Raw genomic sequence first — 15,277 nt, 5'->3', positions numbered from 1 at the left:
TGACGCCGCGGGCTGCACTCCGGTCCTGCGGCGTCACCTTTTTCTGACGCGCACCATGGCGCGTCACAACGGCGATTGTCGCATGATCAGTTGGCCCAACCTCGTTTCGCAGCTTTTCAACGGGCTCGCGCTCGGCGCTCTGCTCGCGCTGATCAGCTCCGGCCTGACCATCATCTACGGCACGCTCGGCGTGCTCAACCTCGCGCATGGCGCGATGTTTATGATCGGCGGCTATGCCGGCTTCGTCGCCTACCAGTACACGGAGTCCTTCATCATCGCCGTCATCGCGGGCTCGTTGTTCGTGATGCTGCTCGGCGTCGCGATGGAACGCGTCATCATCCGCCATTTCTATCATCGCCCGCATGAGGATCAGCTGCTCGTGACCTTCGGGCTCGGCATCTGTTTCGTCGAGCTCGTGCGCCTGATCTTCTCGAGCCAGTCGCAGCTGGTGCCGCCGCCGGCCCTGTTCCAGGGCATCACCAATCTCGGCTTCATGTTCTATCCGACCTACCGCCTCGCCGTCGTCGGCATCGTCGCGGTCGCCCTCGGCGCACTGTTCATCGTCCTCTACCGGACCCGGCTCGGCATGATCGTGCGCGCCGGGATCGAGGATTCGGTGATGGTCGATTCGCTCGGCATCAACGTCTACCGCGTCTTCATGGTCGTGTTCGGCATCGGCGCAATGGCCGCCGGATTTGCCGGCATCGTCAACGCGCCGGTGGTGTCGCTGACACCGGGCATCGGCGACGACATCCTGGTCCAGACCTTCGTGGTGGTGGTGATCGGCGGCGTCGGCTCGTTCCCGGGCGCGATCCTCGGCGGCCTGATCGCCGGCGAGATCATCAGCGTCACCTCCATGTTCAACCCCGGCTACGCCTATGTGATGCTGTTTGCAGCGATGACGCTCGTGCTCGTGGTGCGACCGCATGGCCTGCTCGGCGTCCAGGGCCGCGAGTAAGCGATTTCCTGATGCTCAAGCAACGCCCGTTCCTGATCGAGACCCTGACCGCGATCGGTTTGATCGCAGCCCCGTTCGTGCTGCCTCATCTCGGCTTCGCCCCGAACACCGTGAACCGGATCCTGGTCTGGGGCCTGTTCGGGCTCGGCTTCGACATCCTGTTCGGATTCACCGGCTTGCTGTCGTTCGGCCAGTCCGCCTTCTACGGCACCGGCGGCTTTGTCGCGGCCTACCTCCTGACCCGCGCTGGTTTCAGCAACGTGCTGGGAGCCCTGATCATCGGCATGATCGCGGCGGCCGCGACCGGCTACCTGATCGGCCTGATCGCACTGCGCCGCACCGGCATCTATTTCGCCATGATCACCGTGGCGATCGCGGAGGTGTTCTTCTTCGTCGAGTTCAATCCACTCTCGGATTTCACCGGCGGCGAGAACGGCCTGCCGGGCGTACCGACACCGAGCTTCAATCTCGGCTTCACCACCATCCACTTCACCAATGGCTGGTCGCTCTACCAGTTCATCGCGCTGTGCTACTTCATTGGCGTCATCATCGCGCTCAGGATCGTCCGCTCGCCGGTCGGCGCCATCTTCAGCGCGATCCGGGACAATCCGCTGCGCGCCACCGCCGTCGGCCACAACATCCACGGCTACAAGTTGACCGCCTTCGTGATCGCTGCGGCCTATGCGGGCTTCGCCGGCGGCCTGCTCGGCGTATTGCAGGCCTTCATGCCGCCCGACGCCTTCACCTTCGACACCTCGGGCCAGCTCGTGATGCAGACTGCCATCGGCGGCAGGGGTACGTTGTTCGGACCGCTGGTCGGTGCGGCGGTCTGGCTCTTCCTTCAGGACTTTCTTCAGGCGGCGCTGGGCCTCGGCGCAGCCTGGAAGCTCGTGCTCGGCGTCGTGTTCGTGGTGCTGGTCTGCTTCCTGCGCGGCGGCATCGTCGGCGGTCTTGCGGACCTCTATCGCCTCGCAGCCGGCAAACGGGCGCGGAGCGAGGTGGATACGGAACAGCCGTCCGCTGACGCCGAGGCCGCACGGCAGCCCGTGCCGGCGCCGATGCAGGCCAAGGAGGTCGCGCATCCCGCCTATTCCGGGCCGATCCTGAAAGCCACCGGCCTCACCAAGCGCTATGGCGGTCTCGTCGCCAACAGCGACATCGATTTCAGCGTCAATCAGGGCGAGCTGCGCGGTATCATCGGCCCCAACGGCGCCGGCAAATCGACCTTCTTCAAGATGCTGACCTGCGAGATCGCGCCGACCTCCGGCCAGATCGCGTTCGAGGGCCGCGACATCACGGGATTGAAGGTCACCGAGGTCTGCCAGCTCGGCCTCACCAAGAGCTACCAGGTCAACCAGCTCTTCACGGGCCTGACGGTGCGGCAGAACCTGACGATCGCCGCACTCGCCGAGCTGCGCGGCAAGTTCCGGCTCGACCTGTTCCGCAAGCTCTCGGGGGTCAAGGGCCTGACGGAGCAGGTAGCGCACACGCTCGCCCTGGTCGATTTGACCCGCCGCGCCGACACGCCGGTGTCCGAGCTCGCCTATGGCGAGAAGCGCCGGCTGGAGATCGGGCTTGCGCTCGCCACCTCGCCGCGCCTGTTGCTGCTCGACGAGCCGCTCGCGGGCATGAGCCCGCGCGAGCGGGTCGAGACCGTCAAGCTGCTCAAATCGATCGCGCGCGGGCGCACCATGATCATCATCGACCATGACATGGATTCGCTGTTCGAGCTGGTCGAGCGCGTGACGGTGCTCCAGGAGGGCAAGGTGCTGCTGGACGGCACTCCGGAGGAAATCAGGACCAACGCCGCAGTGCAGGAAGCCTATCTCGGCGGCGTTCACGGAGAGATCGCCGCATGAGCCTGATCGAGGTCAATGGCCTGAACAGCTATTACGGGGACTCCCACATCCTGTTCGACGTCGCCATGCGCGTCGAGCGGCACGAGGTGGTGGCGCTGCTCGGGCGGAACGGCGCCGGCAAGAGCACGACGCTCAAGAGCCTGATGGGCGTCGTGACGCCCCGCAGCGGCAGCGTGAAGTTCGACGGCATCGATATCGCCGGACGCAAGAGCCACAGGATCGCGCAGGCCGGCATGCAGCTCGTGCACGAGGAGCGCCGGATCTTCGGAAGCCTGTCGGTGGAGGAGAACATCGTCCTCGCCGGGATCACCGCACCGAAACGCTGGCCGCTCGAGCGCATCTACGAGATGTTTCCGCGGCTGAAGGAGCGGCGCAACAACCGCGGCACCGAGCTCTCCGGCGGCGAACAGCAGATGCTCGCGATCGCCCGGGCGCTGGTGCGCGATCCCAAGATCGTGCTGCTGGACGAGCCGTTCGAGGGGCTCGCGCCCGTCATCGTCCACGATCTCGTCAAGGCCTGCCGCGAGCTCGCAGCCGCCGGCCAGACCATCGTGCTGGTCGAGCAAAATCTGGCGGCGACGCTGGCGCTGGCGACGCGGATCTACATCATCAACAACGGCCACATCGTGCACGAGGGACCGGCGCAGGAGCTCAAGGCCCAGCCGGAGCTGCTGCAGCGATACCTTGGCGTCTAGGTCGCGCCCTCCTAAATCCGGGATATCTGCTTTCGAGGGGGTAGCATCCGGCCTCGCCCCCGGGATGTCGCCTTGTGTCCAAAGCGGACACAGGGTTGCCTTTTTGCCGAGGTCAGTGTCTTGCCAAGCCGAACCGAGCCTGAGGGAGGAAACGCTATGAGCGCGATCTGGCCGGAGATCCCCTTCGAGGCATGGCGCAAAAGCTGTTCCGCGCTTCATCTGTATTGCCAGATTGTCGGCAAGTATCGGCTCGCGAGAACGCCATGGGTCAACCATTCCTGGCACGCGACCCTCTACGTGAATGCACGCGGGCTCACGACTTCACTGATTCCAGACGCATCAGGCATCGAAATCGTCTTCGATCTCTCCCGTCATGTCCTGATCGGAGAGGCAGCAGATGGGTGCAGGGCGGAAATGCCGCTCGGGCGAATGTCCGTCGCCGAATTTCACGCCCGGTTCTGTGATTTGGTAAGACATCTCGGAGGAACACCAGAATTTGACGGTCGGCCCAGTGAGGTCCCAGATCCGATCCCGTTCACGGAGGACCGCCAAATCAGGCCCTATGACGCAGACGCCGTGACGCGGTTCTTCCGCGCCCTCGTCGCGATCAACGGAGTGTTTTATCGGTTTCGGACGGGGTTCACCGGGAAGGTCAGTCCGGTCCATCTCTTCTGGGGCAGCTTCGATCTCGCCGTGACGCGCTTCTCGGGGCGTTCCGCTCCGCTTCACCCGGGTGGCGTCCCGGGTTTGCCGGACGTCGTGACACGCGAGGCCTATAGCGATGAGGTCTCGTCCGCCGGCTTTTGGCCGGGCGGAGGTGGTACAGACTTTCCGGCTTTCTACTCCTATGCCTACCCCACCCCGAATGGCTTTGCTGACGGACAGGTCATGCCGGCGGGCGCATACTTCGATCGGAAGCTCGGCGAATATCTCCTGCCCTACGACCTTGTGCGAAATTCCAGCGAGCCAGAGGCCACGCTCATGGCGTTTCTGCAAAGCACCTATCAGGCAGCAGCTGATAGCGGACGCTGGGATCGTGCCGCGCTCGAATGTCCAATTGGCTCACCCCTTCGACCCCGCCCGCTGAACAAGAACCGATAAAGGTTCGATGAAGGATCGCTGGCTCGCAGTTTCGGTGGAGCGAAGCTGCGCCAGTCAATTTCGAGTTTGTCTCGATAGTTTGTCTCGATGATGGGTTTCGCAACAGCTCTACCCGTCCTCCGGACTTGCTGCAGCGCTATCTCGATCAACTGCCAAGCGCCGCGATCATCCGCTTGGCGTGATCGGCGAGCACGGCGATGTCTTCCTTGCGCGTCTGCGCCGGCAGTAGCTCGATTCCGGCCCTGACCGGCATGACGTGCATGTGCAGGTGGAAGACCACCTGCCCGCTCGCCGGTTCGCTGAACTGCTGCAAGATGATACCCTCGGCGTCGAACGCCTTGATCGCCGCAATCGCGATGCGTTTGCCGGTTCGGGCGACCGCGGCGAGATCGTCATCCGCGATGTCGAGGATGCCACGCGCCGGCGCCCGGGGAATGACCAGCGTGTGTCCGGGCGAGCGCGGCATGATGTCGAGGAAGGCGAGGCTGCGGTCGTCGCTGAAAACCTCGAAGCAGGGAATCTCGCCGCGCAGGATCTTTGCGAAGACGTTCTGATCGTCGTAAGCCGCCATGGATCCCTCCTCGCTGCGAGGTGCGATCAGACGCGCTCCTTTCCGTTGACGCAAGCAATGCTGCCGATCTATCCACGATACCAGGCAGGATGGCTCCATTGGCGACAGGTTTCGATTCCGGACACAGCATCGAGAGTGCGCGCCGCGCGCTTGCGGCGCGGCTGCAATCGGCCGGTATCGAAGAGCCCGCCCTCGACGCGCGCCTGCTCGTCGGAGCCGCGCTGAGGCTTGATTTGACCGGTATCGTCACGCAGGCGGCGCGCCAGCTCACGCCCGAAGAGGCCGCGCGGCTCGAAGCCTATGCGCAGCGCCGGCTCGCGCATGAACCGGTCGCCCGCATTCTCGGGGCGCGCGAATTCTGGGGCCTGCCGTTCCAACTGTCCGAGGCGACGCTGGTGCCGCGGCCTGACACCGAGACCGTGGTCGAACTGGCACTGGAGATATTTCGGGAAACCACGATATCGGGGCCGCGCCCGCGAATCGCCGATATCGGCACCGGATCCGGCGCGATCCTGCTCGCGCTGCTGCACGAACTTCCCGATGCCTTCGGTGTCGGAACCGATCTCAGCCTCTCCGCGCTCAACACTGCGCGGAGCAATGCTGCAGCTCTGGGCCTCGCCTGCCGCTCCGGCTTCGTCGCCTGCTCCTATGCGGCGGCGCTGCGCGGCCCGTTCGATCTCATCGTGTCGAATCCGCCCTATATTCCCTCAGGGGAAATTCCGAAACTGAGCCTCGATGTGCGCGAGCACGATCCGCATCTGGCGCTCGACGGCGGCAATGACGGCTATGACGCCTACCGCGCCCTGATCCCGCAGGCGGCCGAGCGGCTCGCCCCCGGCGGGGCGTTGATCGTCGAGGCCGGGCAAGGTCAGGCCCGCGATATTGAAACCTTGATGACGGCCGCCGCGTTGTCTGTGGACAGGCCGCCCAAGGCCGATTTGGCGGGCATCCCGCGGGCGGTTTCGGCCCGAAAAAGGCCCCCATAAAAGCCGGATCGGGTAGCAAAAAACCTCTTGGAATATCCCTTGGGAACGACTACGTTCCGGTCAACACATCGGTGCCGGCCCCGTAGACCTACGGGCGAAAGCCGGGCTCTCGGACGAGAGCTTTACTGATTTAAAGGTTCCAAGCCGCAGGTCCTGTTGAGCGCGATGGCCATTGGAGCTGCGCTGCTCTCCGACCGCAAAGTGAACGAAAGCCTGATATTGCGCTTGAAGACTTACGCAACAAAGCTGGGCTTGTTTCGGCAGGCGATATGAATGGGTTCGCTGGCAATGGATGCTGGCGGGTGGGGAACGCGTCTTTGTTGAACGCGACGGTCGACGAACATTGGCAGGGTTCAAGCCGCTCTTGCGCGCGGTGCGCACGAGAGATGTGAACCGTTGTCATCAGTCACTCCGAGCAATCAGTAACGCGTGCAACCTCTAGGGCTGGAATTAAAGGCAGGACATGAGAAACGGTCAGAACAAGCAGCGGATGCGCAACCGCAATAACAATAACAACAACAACAACCGGCGCGGCCAGAACCCGATGACCCGGGTTTACGAATCGAACGGACCCGACATCAAGATCCGCGGCACGGCTTCGCACATCGCCGAAAAATATCTTCAGCTCGCGCGCGATGCGCGCTCTTCCGGCGACCCGGTTGCCGCCGAGAACTACTACCAGCACGCCGAGCATTATTTCCGCCTGATCGCGGCAGCCCAGGAACAGTTCCGCCAGAACCAGCAGCCCCGCGGCGACGAGCCCGTCAGCACCAGCGGCGACGACAGCGAGGATGACGGCGAGAATTTCTCGAATTTCGGCCAGGAGCCGGGCTTCGTCCCGCAGCCGCAGCAGCAGCCCTTCATGCGCGACCGCGACGGCCAGCGCGATCACCAGCGTGATCATCAGCCGCGCGACGGCCAGCAGCCCTATCAGCGCGACAACCAGCAGCCGCGCGAGCATCGCGAACGCGACCATCGTGCGCAGCCGCAATATCAGCCGCAGCCGCTGCCGCTGAACCAGCCGCAGCCCGTCGTTGCCGACACCGGCAGCGTCGATCGCCTGCCCTCCTTCATCACCGGCGCACAGCCGCAAGTGAATAGTGGCGCGAATGGCGGTCAGGGCGGCCTGGAAGGCGGCGGTGGCGGCGAACGCTTTCCGCGGCGGCGCCGCCGGCCGCATGGCCCGCGCCCCGAGCGCGAGGCGGCTCCGGCCGGCTCCAGCGACGAAGTCGCCTCCGGCGAGTAAGCTTCTTCCGATGTTCTGATCTGCATCGTCCCGGCCTCGCGCCGGGACGATTTGTTTTCAAGTGCGCGTCACCGTCGAGGACGGCACCAGCACCGGCTTCAACGAGGGAATCAGCCGCGCGCGCTCGCGCTTGGCGGGGATCGCGCGATAGACCTGCTTGGTCGCCTCGACAATGTGCACGCCGGCAAAGGGCAACGATAGCGCCGCGCCCGCACGCTCCCACACCTGCGCCGATTTCAGCACCCAGCCGCCGGCATAGGGCGGCATGAACAACGCCTCGCCCCAGGCGGTCGGCGTGAACCAGGTCTGGCGCAACAGGTCGGTGATCTGCGAGCGCGAATAGGGCCGGCCGTGACCGAACGGCGTGCTGTCGGTGCGGGTCCATACCCCGCGCCGGTTCGGGATCACCGCGATCACGCGGCCGGAGGGCGACAGCACCCGCCACACCTCGCGCAAGAGCGCGGCCGGATCGTCCGACATCTCCAGCGCATGAATCAGCAGGATCCGGTCGACCGCGGCGTCAGGAAGCGGCAGCGAGAATTCATCGACCAGCGAGGCCAGCGCCGGCCGCCCCGTCGGCCATTTCAGGACGCCCTGCGCCGACGGCATGAAGGCGATGCAGCGCTCCGCGTCCTCGCGGAACAGGCCGAGATAGGGCGTGGGATAGCCGATGCCGAGCACACGCTGGCCCGCGGCGGTCGGCCAGCGCTCCCTGATGCCGCGATTGATCATTTGCCGCGCCACAATCCCGAGGCGACGGGAGTAGAACTCGCGGAGGTCGACGACATCAATGGTCATGACCGCAATGTAACATGCACGAGGCGGCTCCCGCGCGCGGAATATTGCATTGCCTGCGCAACGTTAACGCCATATTTGTCTGCGGGGCTGAGCGCGATGGAGATGACATGGCCGCCGAAATTCGTACTTTCAACTGTTTAAACGACAATTTCGGTTATCTGATCCACGATGTGGAAACCAAGGCGACGGCGTCGATCGACGCGCCGGAAGCCGGCCCCATCCTGAAGGCGCTTGAGCGCGAGGGCTGGCAGCTCACCGACATCCTGATCACCCATCATCATGGCGATCATGTCGGCGGGGTCGCCGAACTCAAGCAGAAATACAATTGCCGCGTCGTCGCGCCGCATGACAAGACGACCAAGATCGCCAACGTCGACCTGCGCGTCGCCAATGCCGACATCGTCAAGGTCGGCAGCTTGCTGGGGCGCGTACTGGAGACGCCCGGCCACACGCTCGACCACATCTCCTACGTGTTCGACAACGAGAAGACGCTGTTCGCGGCCGACACGCTGTTCTCGATCGGCTGCGGCCGCGTGTTCGAAGGCGACTACCCGATGATGTGGGACTCGCTTCTGAAGCTGCGGGCGCTGCCTGACGACTTCAAGCTCTATTGCGGGCACGAATACACCGCATCCAACGTCAAGTTCGCGCTCACCATCGACCCCGACAATGCGGCGCTCCAGGCACGCGCGGCGGAGGTAGCGAAGCTGCGGGCCGAGAATAGGCCAACCATTCCATCACTGCTTGGTGACGAGAAGCGAGCAAACGTGTTCCTGCGTGCTGATGAACCGTCGGTCGCAACCAGGCTACATATGAAGGGCGCGGACGCCGCCGCGGTGTTCGGCGAACTGCGCGAGCGCAAGAACAAATCCTGAAGAACAAATCCTGACGGGGATCGATGCCGACCGCAGCCGAGATCATCGCACGCCTCGAACTCCGCCCGCATCCCGAAGGCGGCCACTACCGCGAGACGTTTCGCGACCAGACCACCGATACCAATGGCCGGTCGCGCTCGACCCTCATTTATTTCCTGCTCGCGCGCGGCGAACGCTCGCATTGGCATCGCATCGACGCCGTGGAGATCTGGCACTACTACGCCGGCAGCCCGCTGACGCTGCGCATCGCACATGAAGGCTGCTCGCAACACGAGGTTCAGCTCGGCACGGACCTTGTGAGCGGCGAGCGGCCGCAGGGAATCGTGCCGGCGAATGCCTGGCAGATGGCGGAGAGCATGGGAGAGTGGACGCTGGTCGGCTGCACCGTGGCGCCAGCATTCGAGTTCGCAAAATTCGAGCTCGCGCCGAAGGGCTGGGAGCCGTAAGGCGCACTGTCATTCCGGGGCGCCGCATGGCGGCGAACCCGGCAACAACTGTCACCGCTTCCGCAGCACCATATCCTTCGCCGCGATCAGGCCGCCGCCGGCGATCAGGATCGCGGCGATGGCAATGTTGGCGCTGGCTTTTGCAAAACCGGCGGCGATGAGGAATCCGGTCGAGAGCAGCGGCGTCGCATAGGATGCGGCCCCGAGCACGCGGATGTCGCCGCGCTTCATGCCGATGTCCCAGGCGTAGAACGCGGCGCCGACGGGGCCGATGCCGAGGGCGGCCACGGAGAGCCATTGCAGCGTCGTCTCCGGCCACACCGTGGTTTCAAGCAGACCATGCATCAGCGCGGCGAGCACCGCGGTGGCAAGGCAGAAGCCCGCGACCGCATCGGTCGGCACCGCCTTCAAGCGCCGCGACAGCACCGAATAGGCCGCCCAGACGAACGCCGCGATGAACGCCGCGATCAATCCCGGCAGCTGGCCCGGCGCGAAGCCGGAGGTGCTCCCGGCGAACAGCAGCACGGTGCCGACGAGGCCGAGCACGGCACCGATGATGTGATGCACCGCAAGCCGCTCGCCCGGCAGGAACGACGAGAACAGCACGATCAGGAGCGGCCACATGTAATTCAAAAGACCGGCTTCGGCCGGCGGCGCAAAGCGCAGCGCCAGGAAATACAGTGCGTGATAGCCGAACAGGCCACCGACGCCGACGACCCATACGACCAGCGGCTGACGCAAGCTCCTCGCCGCATCGCCACGGCCGACCCAGGTGAGGAGGCCGACGAGACCACCGATCGCGAACGTCATGGCGGCGAGCTGGAACGCCGGAATCTTTCCGGTCGCCACCGTCATCACTGATAGCAGCGACCACATCAGGATCGCGGTCAATCCGATCAGTGTGGCTGTGCGCGGGGTCATCAATCGAAAGGCTCTGAGGACGATGATGCCCGGCACGAGGCCGGGCATTTCGTCTTCACTATCGCCTTGTCGCGCCTGAATCTACAGGCTTGACGTCTCATCAGGCGTGATACTGGCCGCCATTGATGGTCAGCGTCGAGCCGGTGATGAAGCCGGCATCGTCGGCGGCGAGGAACACCACGGCGCGCGCGATCTCCTCGGGTTCGCCGAGCCGGTTGACCGGGATCTGCGGGATCACGTTCTTCTCCAACACGTCCTTCGGCACGGCCTGCACCATCTCAGTATTGATGTAGCCCGGCGCGATCACGTTGACGGTGATGCCGCCCTTGGCGTTCTCAAGCGCGAGCGCCTTGGTGAAGCCGATGTCGCCGGCCTTTGCCGCGGAATAGTTGACCTGGCCGAACTGCCCCTTCTGGCCGTTGATCGACGAGATCGAGATGACGCGGCCGAACTTGCGCGCGCGCATGCCTTCGATGACCTGGCGCGTCATGTTGAACAGCGAGCCGAGATTGGTGTTGATGACGGCGTTCCACTGATCGAGCGTCATCTTGTGGAAGGCGGTGTCGCGGGTGATGCCGGCATTGTTGACGAGGATGTCGACGGGACCGAGATCGGCCTCGACCTTCTTCACGCCTTCCGCGCAAGCATCGAACGACGCGACATCCCATTTGTAGACGGCAATGCCGGTCTCCGCCCTGAACTTCTCCGCCGCCGCATCATTGCCGGCATAGCTTGCCGCGACCTTGTAGCCGGCCGCCTTCAGCGCCTTGCTGATCGCAGCTCCGATGCCCCGCGTACCACCCGTCACCAGTGCAACACGTGCCATATCGTATTCCTTCCCTTGGACTCTGCGGACGTTTCTGGGTGATCGTTTTTAGTGGTGGATTATGCGGTTGGTTTGACGGACATCAAGAACAAAACGCCCGGCGTCGAGCCGGGCGTTTGTATTTAGTCGAGGCTGGCGCTGTTGCGAAGAATATTTGATTTGCAACCGCCGCCTTTTTAGTCGCGTGCAACGCACTCATCTATGTGTGCAGCGCACGCGCAAGTGACACGTAAGTTAGATGTCAGCCTCAGTCGCGCGCCAGGCACATCGCGATACCCATGCCGCCGCCGATGCACAGCGTGGCGAGGCCCTTCTTCGAATCTCGCTTCTGCATTTCGTGCAGCAGCGTCACCAGCACGCGTGCGCCGGAAGCGCCGACCGGATGGCCGATCGCGATCGCACCGCCGTTGACGTTGACCTTCGAGGTGTCCCAGCCGAGATCCTTGTTGACGGCGCAGGCCTGCGCCGCGAAGGCCTCGTTGGCCTCGATCAGGTCGAGATCGCCGACGCTCCAGCCGGCCTTCTTCAGCGCGGCGCGCGAGGCCGGGATCGGGCCCGAGCCCATGATCTTCGGATCGACGCCGGCCTGCGCCCAGGACACGATGCGCGCGAGCGGCTTCTTGCCTTCCTTGGCCGCCTGCTTGGCGGTCATCAGCACCACGGCGGCAGCGCCGTCGTTGATGCCGGAGGCCGAACCCGCGGTGACCGTGCCTTCCTTCTCGAAGGCGGGACGGAGCTTGGCCATGGCATCGAGGGTGGCGCCGTGGCGTGGATATTCGTCGGCGCTGACGACGACGTCGCCCTTGCGGGACTTGACGGTGACGGGAACGATCTCGTCGTTGAACTTGCCGGCCTTCTGCGCGGCCTCGGCCTTCTGCTGCGAGGCGACGGCGAATTCATCCTGCTGGGCGCGGGTGATCTGCCACTGGCGCGCGACGTTCTCGGCCGTGTTGCCCATGTGATAGCCGTTGAAGGCATCCCACAGGCCGTCCTTGATCATGGTGTCGACGAACTCGACCGGGCCCATCTTGACGCCCCCGCGCAGATACTGGGCGTGCGGAGCCATGCTCATGGATTCCTGGCCGCCGGCGACCACGATTTCGGAATCGCCGTTGAGCAGCGCCTGGTAGCCGAGCGCGACGGTGCGCAGGCCCGAGCCGCAAAGCTGGTTGACGCCCCAGGCCGGGCTCTCCACCGGAATGCCGGCGGCAATCGAGGCCTGGCGAGCCGGGTTCTGGCCCTGAGCCGCGGTCAGGATCTGCCCCATGATGACTTCGGAGACCCGGCCGGGCTCGATGCCACCACGCTCCAGCGCGGCCTTGATGGCGATGGCGCCGAGGTCATGGGCGGGAAGGGTCGCGAACGCTCCGTTGAAGCTTCCGACCGGGGTGCGGGCGGCGCTGACGATGACGACATCGTCTGACATGGGCATCTCCTGGTGTTGAAAGGGGGCAGGCGGGGCTGGGAAACGGCTCGCCAGTCTCGAATGGCATCCTGTTAACGTCGTTGAGGCATGTCAATCGGCCGGTGACCGAATTCATGCCGCATCGCATTCAAAATAGCGTTCTTGGCGCTTTCGCAAGCACGTTTTTGCTGCCCGATTAACCGTGGCGCACAAAACGGTAGCGTGACCCCTTTGAAAATGCTTATTTTGTTGCGTTGCGTACTCTTCCCGCCCTGCGGCATTATCCGCCGGGTTCCCGTTCTCCGCGCTTGCAAGTGAGAGCCCATGGCGAAATCAGACCAACCCACCACCATCAAGAAATACGCGAACCGCCGGCTCTATAACACCGGAACGAGCACCTACGTGACGCTCGAAGACCTCGCCGCCATGGTCAAGGACGGAGAGGATTTCCTGGTCTACGACGCCAAGACCGGCGACGATATCACCCGCTCCGTGCTCGCCCAGATCATCTTCGAGCAGGAGAACAAGGCCGGCCAGAACCTGTTGCCGACCACCTTCCTGCGCCAGCTCATCCGCTTCTACGGCGACAGCATGCAGATGGTGGTGCCGAAATATCTGGAGCAGTCGATTGCGACGCTGACCCAGGAGCAGGAGAAGTTCCGCAAGCAGATCGCCAACACGCTCTCCGGCACTCCTTTTGCGCCGTTGGAAGAACAGGTCCGCCGCAACATGGAGCTGTTCCAGCAGACCTTCTCGATGTTCAAGCCGTTTGCCCCCAACGCGGGCCGTCCGGCGACCAGCCCCGAACCGGAGCCCGACGCAAGCGCCGCGGCGCCGACGGACAGCAGCAACATCGACGACCTGCGCCAGCAGATGAAGGACATGCAGGAACGGCTCGAGCGGATGTCGAAGAAGGACGAGTAGGGATTTCGTTCGCGCCGGCGCGTCCCCCTGCGGCGGGCGCGCAGGCCGCCGGTTCATAGCAGCGCGACTTGCGCGCTGTCGTCCCGGCCATGCCGGAGCCGCCATGTCCGACCGCAGCACCCACTGGGACAACGTCTACGCCACCAAGGGCGAGACCGAGGTGAGCTGGTTTCAGGACAGCCCGGCGATCTCGCTCGAGATGATCCACTCGGCCTGTCCTGACCATGGCGCCGCCATCATCGACATCGGCGGCGGTGCTTCGCGGCTGGTGGACGCTCTCCTGCGGGACGGATACCGCGACCTCGCCGTGCTCGATCTCTCCGCCAACGCGCTTGAAGCGGCGAAGAAACGAATCGGCCGCGCCGCTTCAGCAGTCGACTGGATCGTTGCCGACGCCACGACATGGCGGCCGGGGCGCAGCTACAACGTCTGGCACGATCGCGCGGCATTTCACTTCCTGACCGATCCGCGCGACAGGGCCGCTTACGTCGAGCGCCTGCGGTCGGCGATTACGCCCGGCGGCCAAATCATCATCGCGACATTTGCGCTTGATGGCCCGGAGAAATGCAGCGGCCTGCCGGTGCAGCGGCACGACAGCGCGAGTCTTGCAGCGGAGCTGGGGCCGGAGTTCGAGCTGGTCGAGACGCGGAGCGAGACGCATCACACACCGTGGAAGTCGACCCAGGCGTTTCAGTTCAGCCGGTTCAAGCGACGCAGCTAGGACGACGGAAAGTGCGGCGCCCTACGCCGCCAGCTTCACCGCATGCGCAAAGTCCCAATAGAGCTTGCGCGCTTTGGTGTAGTGCGGGCCCGGCTTCAGCTCGCGATCGTCGATGCGGATGACAGGGGCGACCTTGGCGAAATTGCCGGTCGAGAAAATCTCGTCGGCGGCGAGGAAGTCGGCATAGCGCAGCGTCTTCTCGACCACGGTGACGCCGTCGCCGCGCAGCAGGCCGATGACGCGCTGGCGCGTGATGCCGTTCAGGAACGTGCCGTTCGGCACCGGCGTGTAGACCACGCCGTCCTTGGCCATGAACACGTTGGAATTGCCGAACTCCGCGACGTTGCCGAGCATGTCGAGCATCAGCGCGTTCTGGAAGCCGCGCCCGGCGGCTTCCGCGAGCGCCCGCGAATTGTTCGGATAGAGACAGGCGGCCTTGGCCTCGACCGGCGCGCATTCGGCGGTGGGCCGGCGGAACGGCGACAGCGTGATGGCGTTGCCGACGGGTTTCGGCATCGGCGCCTCGTAGATGCACAGGCACCAATTGGTCGTCTCGGGGTCAAACAGCACGCCGCCGCCCGAACCGTTCTGGGCCCAGTACATCGGGCGGACGTACAGCTCGGCATTCGCGGCGAAGCGCGCGATGCCTTCGTGTGCGAGCGAAAGCCAGGTGCCGGTGTCGACCACCGGCTTCAGGCCAAAATTGATCGCGGACTGATTGGCGCGGGCGACGTGACGGTCGAGATCGGGCGCGACGCCCTCGAACGCACGCGCGCCGTCGAACACGACCGAGCCGAGCCAGGCCGCATGCGTGCGCGGGCCCATGATCGGCACGTTGCCGTCGTGCCATTTGCCCTCGAAGAAGGTCCAGCTCGGCGAGTATTCGATCGGTTTCTTGATCTCGGCCATGACCGGCCTCCCTTGGACATACCCGGGCACTATTGT

16 protein-coding genes are annotated in these 15,277 nt (G+C 64.5%); 10 read left to right on the top strand and 6 right to left on the bottom strand.

Annotation, left to right across the window (positions count from 1 at the left end; genetic code table 11):
• Nucleotides 1–82 precede the first annotated feature (82 nt).
• From AB7008_RS03325 to AB7008_RS03310, 4 genes are all read left to right on the top strand, one after another.
• Nucleotides 83–958, top strand: a complete 876-nt coding sequence (locus AB7008_RS03325; RefSeq protein WP_014490434.1) for a branched-chain amino acid ABC transporter permease — start codon at nucleotides 83–85, stop codon at nucleotides 956–958.
• A gap of 11 nt (nucleotides 959–969) precedes the next feature.
• Nucleotides 970–2,817, top strand: a complete 1,848-nt coding sequence (locus AB7008_RS03320) for a branched-chain amino acid ABC transporter ATP-binding protein/permease (RefSeq protein WP_028159588.1) — start codon at nucleotides 970–972, stop codon at nucleotides 2,815–2,817.
• On the top strand, nucleotides 2,814–3,512 hold the full coding sequence (locus AB7008_RS03315; RefSeq protein WP_028149500.1) for an ABC transporter ATP-binding protein: 699 nt from the start codon (nucleotides 2,814–2,816) through the stop codon (nucleotides 3,510–3,512). Before AB7008_RS03320 ends, AB7008_RS03315 begins: the two co-directional genes overlap by 4 nt.
• A gap of 156 nt (nucleotides 3,513–3,668) precedes the next feature.
• Nucleotides 3,669–4,613 (top strand): DUF5996 family protein, encoded by a 945-nt coding sequence (locus tag AB7008_RS03310; protein WP_041960047.1) that lies wholly within the window; start codon nucleotides 3,669–3,671, stop codon nucleotides 4,611–4,613.
• A gap of 145 nt (nucleotides 4,614–4,758) precedes the next feature.
• Here the strand turns inward: AB7008_RS03310 and AB7008_RS03305 are convergent, their stop codons facing one another.
• Nucleotides 4,759–5,184, bottom strand: a complete 426-nt coding sequence (locus AB7008_RS03305) for an HIT family protein (RefSeq protein WP_304492456.1) — start codon at nucleotides 5,182–5,184, stop codon at nucleotides 4,759–4,761.
• 89 nt (nucleotides 5,185–5,273) lie between these two features.
• Between AB7008_RS03305 and prmC the strand changes: the two genes are divergently transcribed.
• Both prmC and AB7008_RS03295 read left to right on the top strand, forming a co-directional pair.
• Nucleotides 5,274–6,170, top strand: a complete 897-nt coding sequence (prmC, locus tag AB7008_RS03300; RefSeq protein ID WP_304492455.1) for a peptide chain release factor N(5)-glutamine methyltransferase — start codon at nucleotides 5,274–5,276, stop codon at nucleotides 6,168–6,170.
• Between the two features lie 463 nt (nucleotides 6,171–6,633).
• Complete coding sequence (locus tag AB7008_RS03295) at nucleotides 6,634–7,416, top strand: DUF4167 domain-containing protein (protein WP_304492454.1); 783 nt, start codon at nucleotides 6,634–6,636, stop codon at nucleotides 7,414–7,416.
• A gap of 57 nt (nucleotides 7,417–7,473) precedes the next feature.
• Here AB7008_RS03295 and AB7008_RS03290 read toward each other — a convergent pair whose 3' ends face one another.
• Nucleotides 7,474–8,214, bottom strand: coding sequence for a class I SAM-dependent methyltransferase (locus AB7008_RS03290; RefSeq protein WP_014490441.1), 741 nt, complete (start codon nucleotides 8,212–8,214; stop codon nucleotides 7,474–7,476).
• A 107-nt stretch (nucleotides 8,215–8,321) separates the two neighbouring features.
• Between AB7008_RS03290 and gloB the strand changes: the two genes are divergently transcribed.
• Nucleotides 8,322–9,089, top strand: coding sequence for a hydroxyacylglutathione hydrolase (gene gloB / locus AB7008_RS03285; RefSeq protein WP_028159594.1), 768 nt, complete (start codon nucleotides 8,322–8,324; stop codon nucleotides 9,087–9,089).
• Between the two features lie 23 nt (nucleotides 9,090–9,112).
• The gene (locus AB7008_RS03280) at nucleotides 9,113–9,535 is read left to right on the top strand and encodes a cupin domain-containing protein (protein WP_041960039.1); all 423 of its coding nucleotides are present in this window, start codon (nucleotides 9,113–9,115) and stop codon (nucleotides 9,533–9,535) included.
• A 51-nt stretch (nucleotides 9,536–9,586) separates the two neighbouring features.
• Here the strand turns inward: AB7008_RS03280 and yddG are convergent, their stop codons facing one another.
• The 3 genes from yddG to AB7008_RS03265 form a co-directional block, all read right to left on the bottom strand.
• Nucleotides 9,587–10,456 carry an aromatic amino acid exporter YddG gene (gene yddG / locus AB7008_RS03275; protein ID WP_304492453.1) on the bottom strand — a complete coding sequence of 290 codons (870 nt, stop codon included), beginning with the start codon at nucleotides 10,454–10,456 and terminating at the stop codon, nucleotides 9,587–9,589.
• 100 nt (nucleotides 10,457–10,556) lie between these two features.
• A complete protein-coding gene (gene phbB / locus AB7008_RS03270; RefSeq protein WP_028159596.1) occupies nucleotides 10,557–11,282 on the bottom strand; it encodes an acetoacetyl-CoA reductase in 726 nt (241 codons plus the stop codon).
• A gap of 247 nt (nucleotides 11,283–11,529) precedes the next feature.
• Nucleotides 11,530–12,708 carry an acetyl-CoA C-acetyltransferase gene (locus AB7008_RS03265; RefSeq protein WP_014490446.1) on the bottom strand — a complete coding sequence of 393 codons (1,179 nt, stop codon included), beginning with the start codon at nucleotides 12,706–12,708 and terminating at the stop codon, nucleotides 11,530–11,532.
• Nucleotides 12,709–13,011: 303 nt separating this feature from the next.
• On the opposite strand from AB7008_RS03265, the gene phaR reads away from it, so the two are divergent.
• Nucleotides 13,012–13,611 carry a polyhydroxyalkanoate synthesis repressor PhaR gene (phaR, locus tag AB7008_RS03260; RefSeq protein WP_028159597.1) on the top strand — a complete coding sequence of 200 codons (600 nt, stop codon included), beginning with the start codon at nucleotides 13,012–13,014 and terminating at the stop codon, nucleotides 13,609–13,611.
• 103 nt (nucleotides 13,612–13,714) lie between these two features.
• On the top strand, nucleotides 13,715–14,332 hold the full coding sequence (locus tag AB7008_RS03255; RefSeq protein ID WP_441258421.1) for a class I SAM-dependent methyltransferase: 618 nt from the start codon (nucleotides 13,715–13,717) through the stop codon (nucleotides 14,330–14,332).
• Nucleotides 14,333–14,353: 21 nt separating this feature from the next.
• Here AB7008_RS03255 and AB7008_RS03250 read toward each other — a convergent pair whose 3' ends face one another.
• Nucleotides 14,354–15,241 carry a branched-chain amino acid aminotransferase gene (locus tag AB7008_RS03250; protein WP_441258420.1) on the bottom strand — a complete coding sequence of 296 codons (888 nt, stop codon included), beginning with the start codon at nucleotides 15,239–15,241 and terminating at the stop codon, nucleotides 14,354–14,356.
• Between the last annotated feature and the right edge of the window lie 36 nt (nucleotides 15,242–15,277).

It is taken from the genome of Bradyrhizobium sp. 521_C7_N1_3, from assembly GCF_052075975.1.
Lineage (GTDB): Bacteria > Pseudomonadota > Alphaproteobacteria > Rhizobiales > Xanthobacteraceae > Bradyrhizobium > Bradyrhizobium japonicum.
The sequence above is the reverse complement of the archived record's forward strand: the minus strand, read 5'-3'. Positions and strand labels throughout refer to the sequence as shown.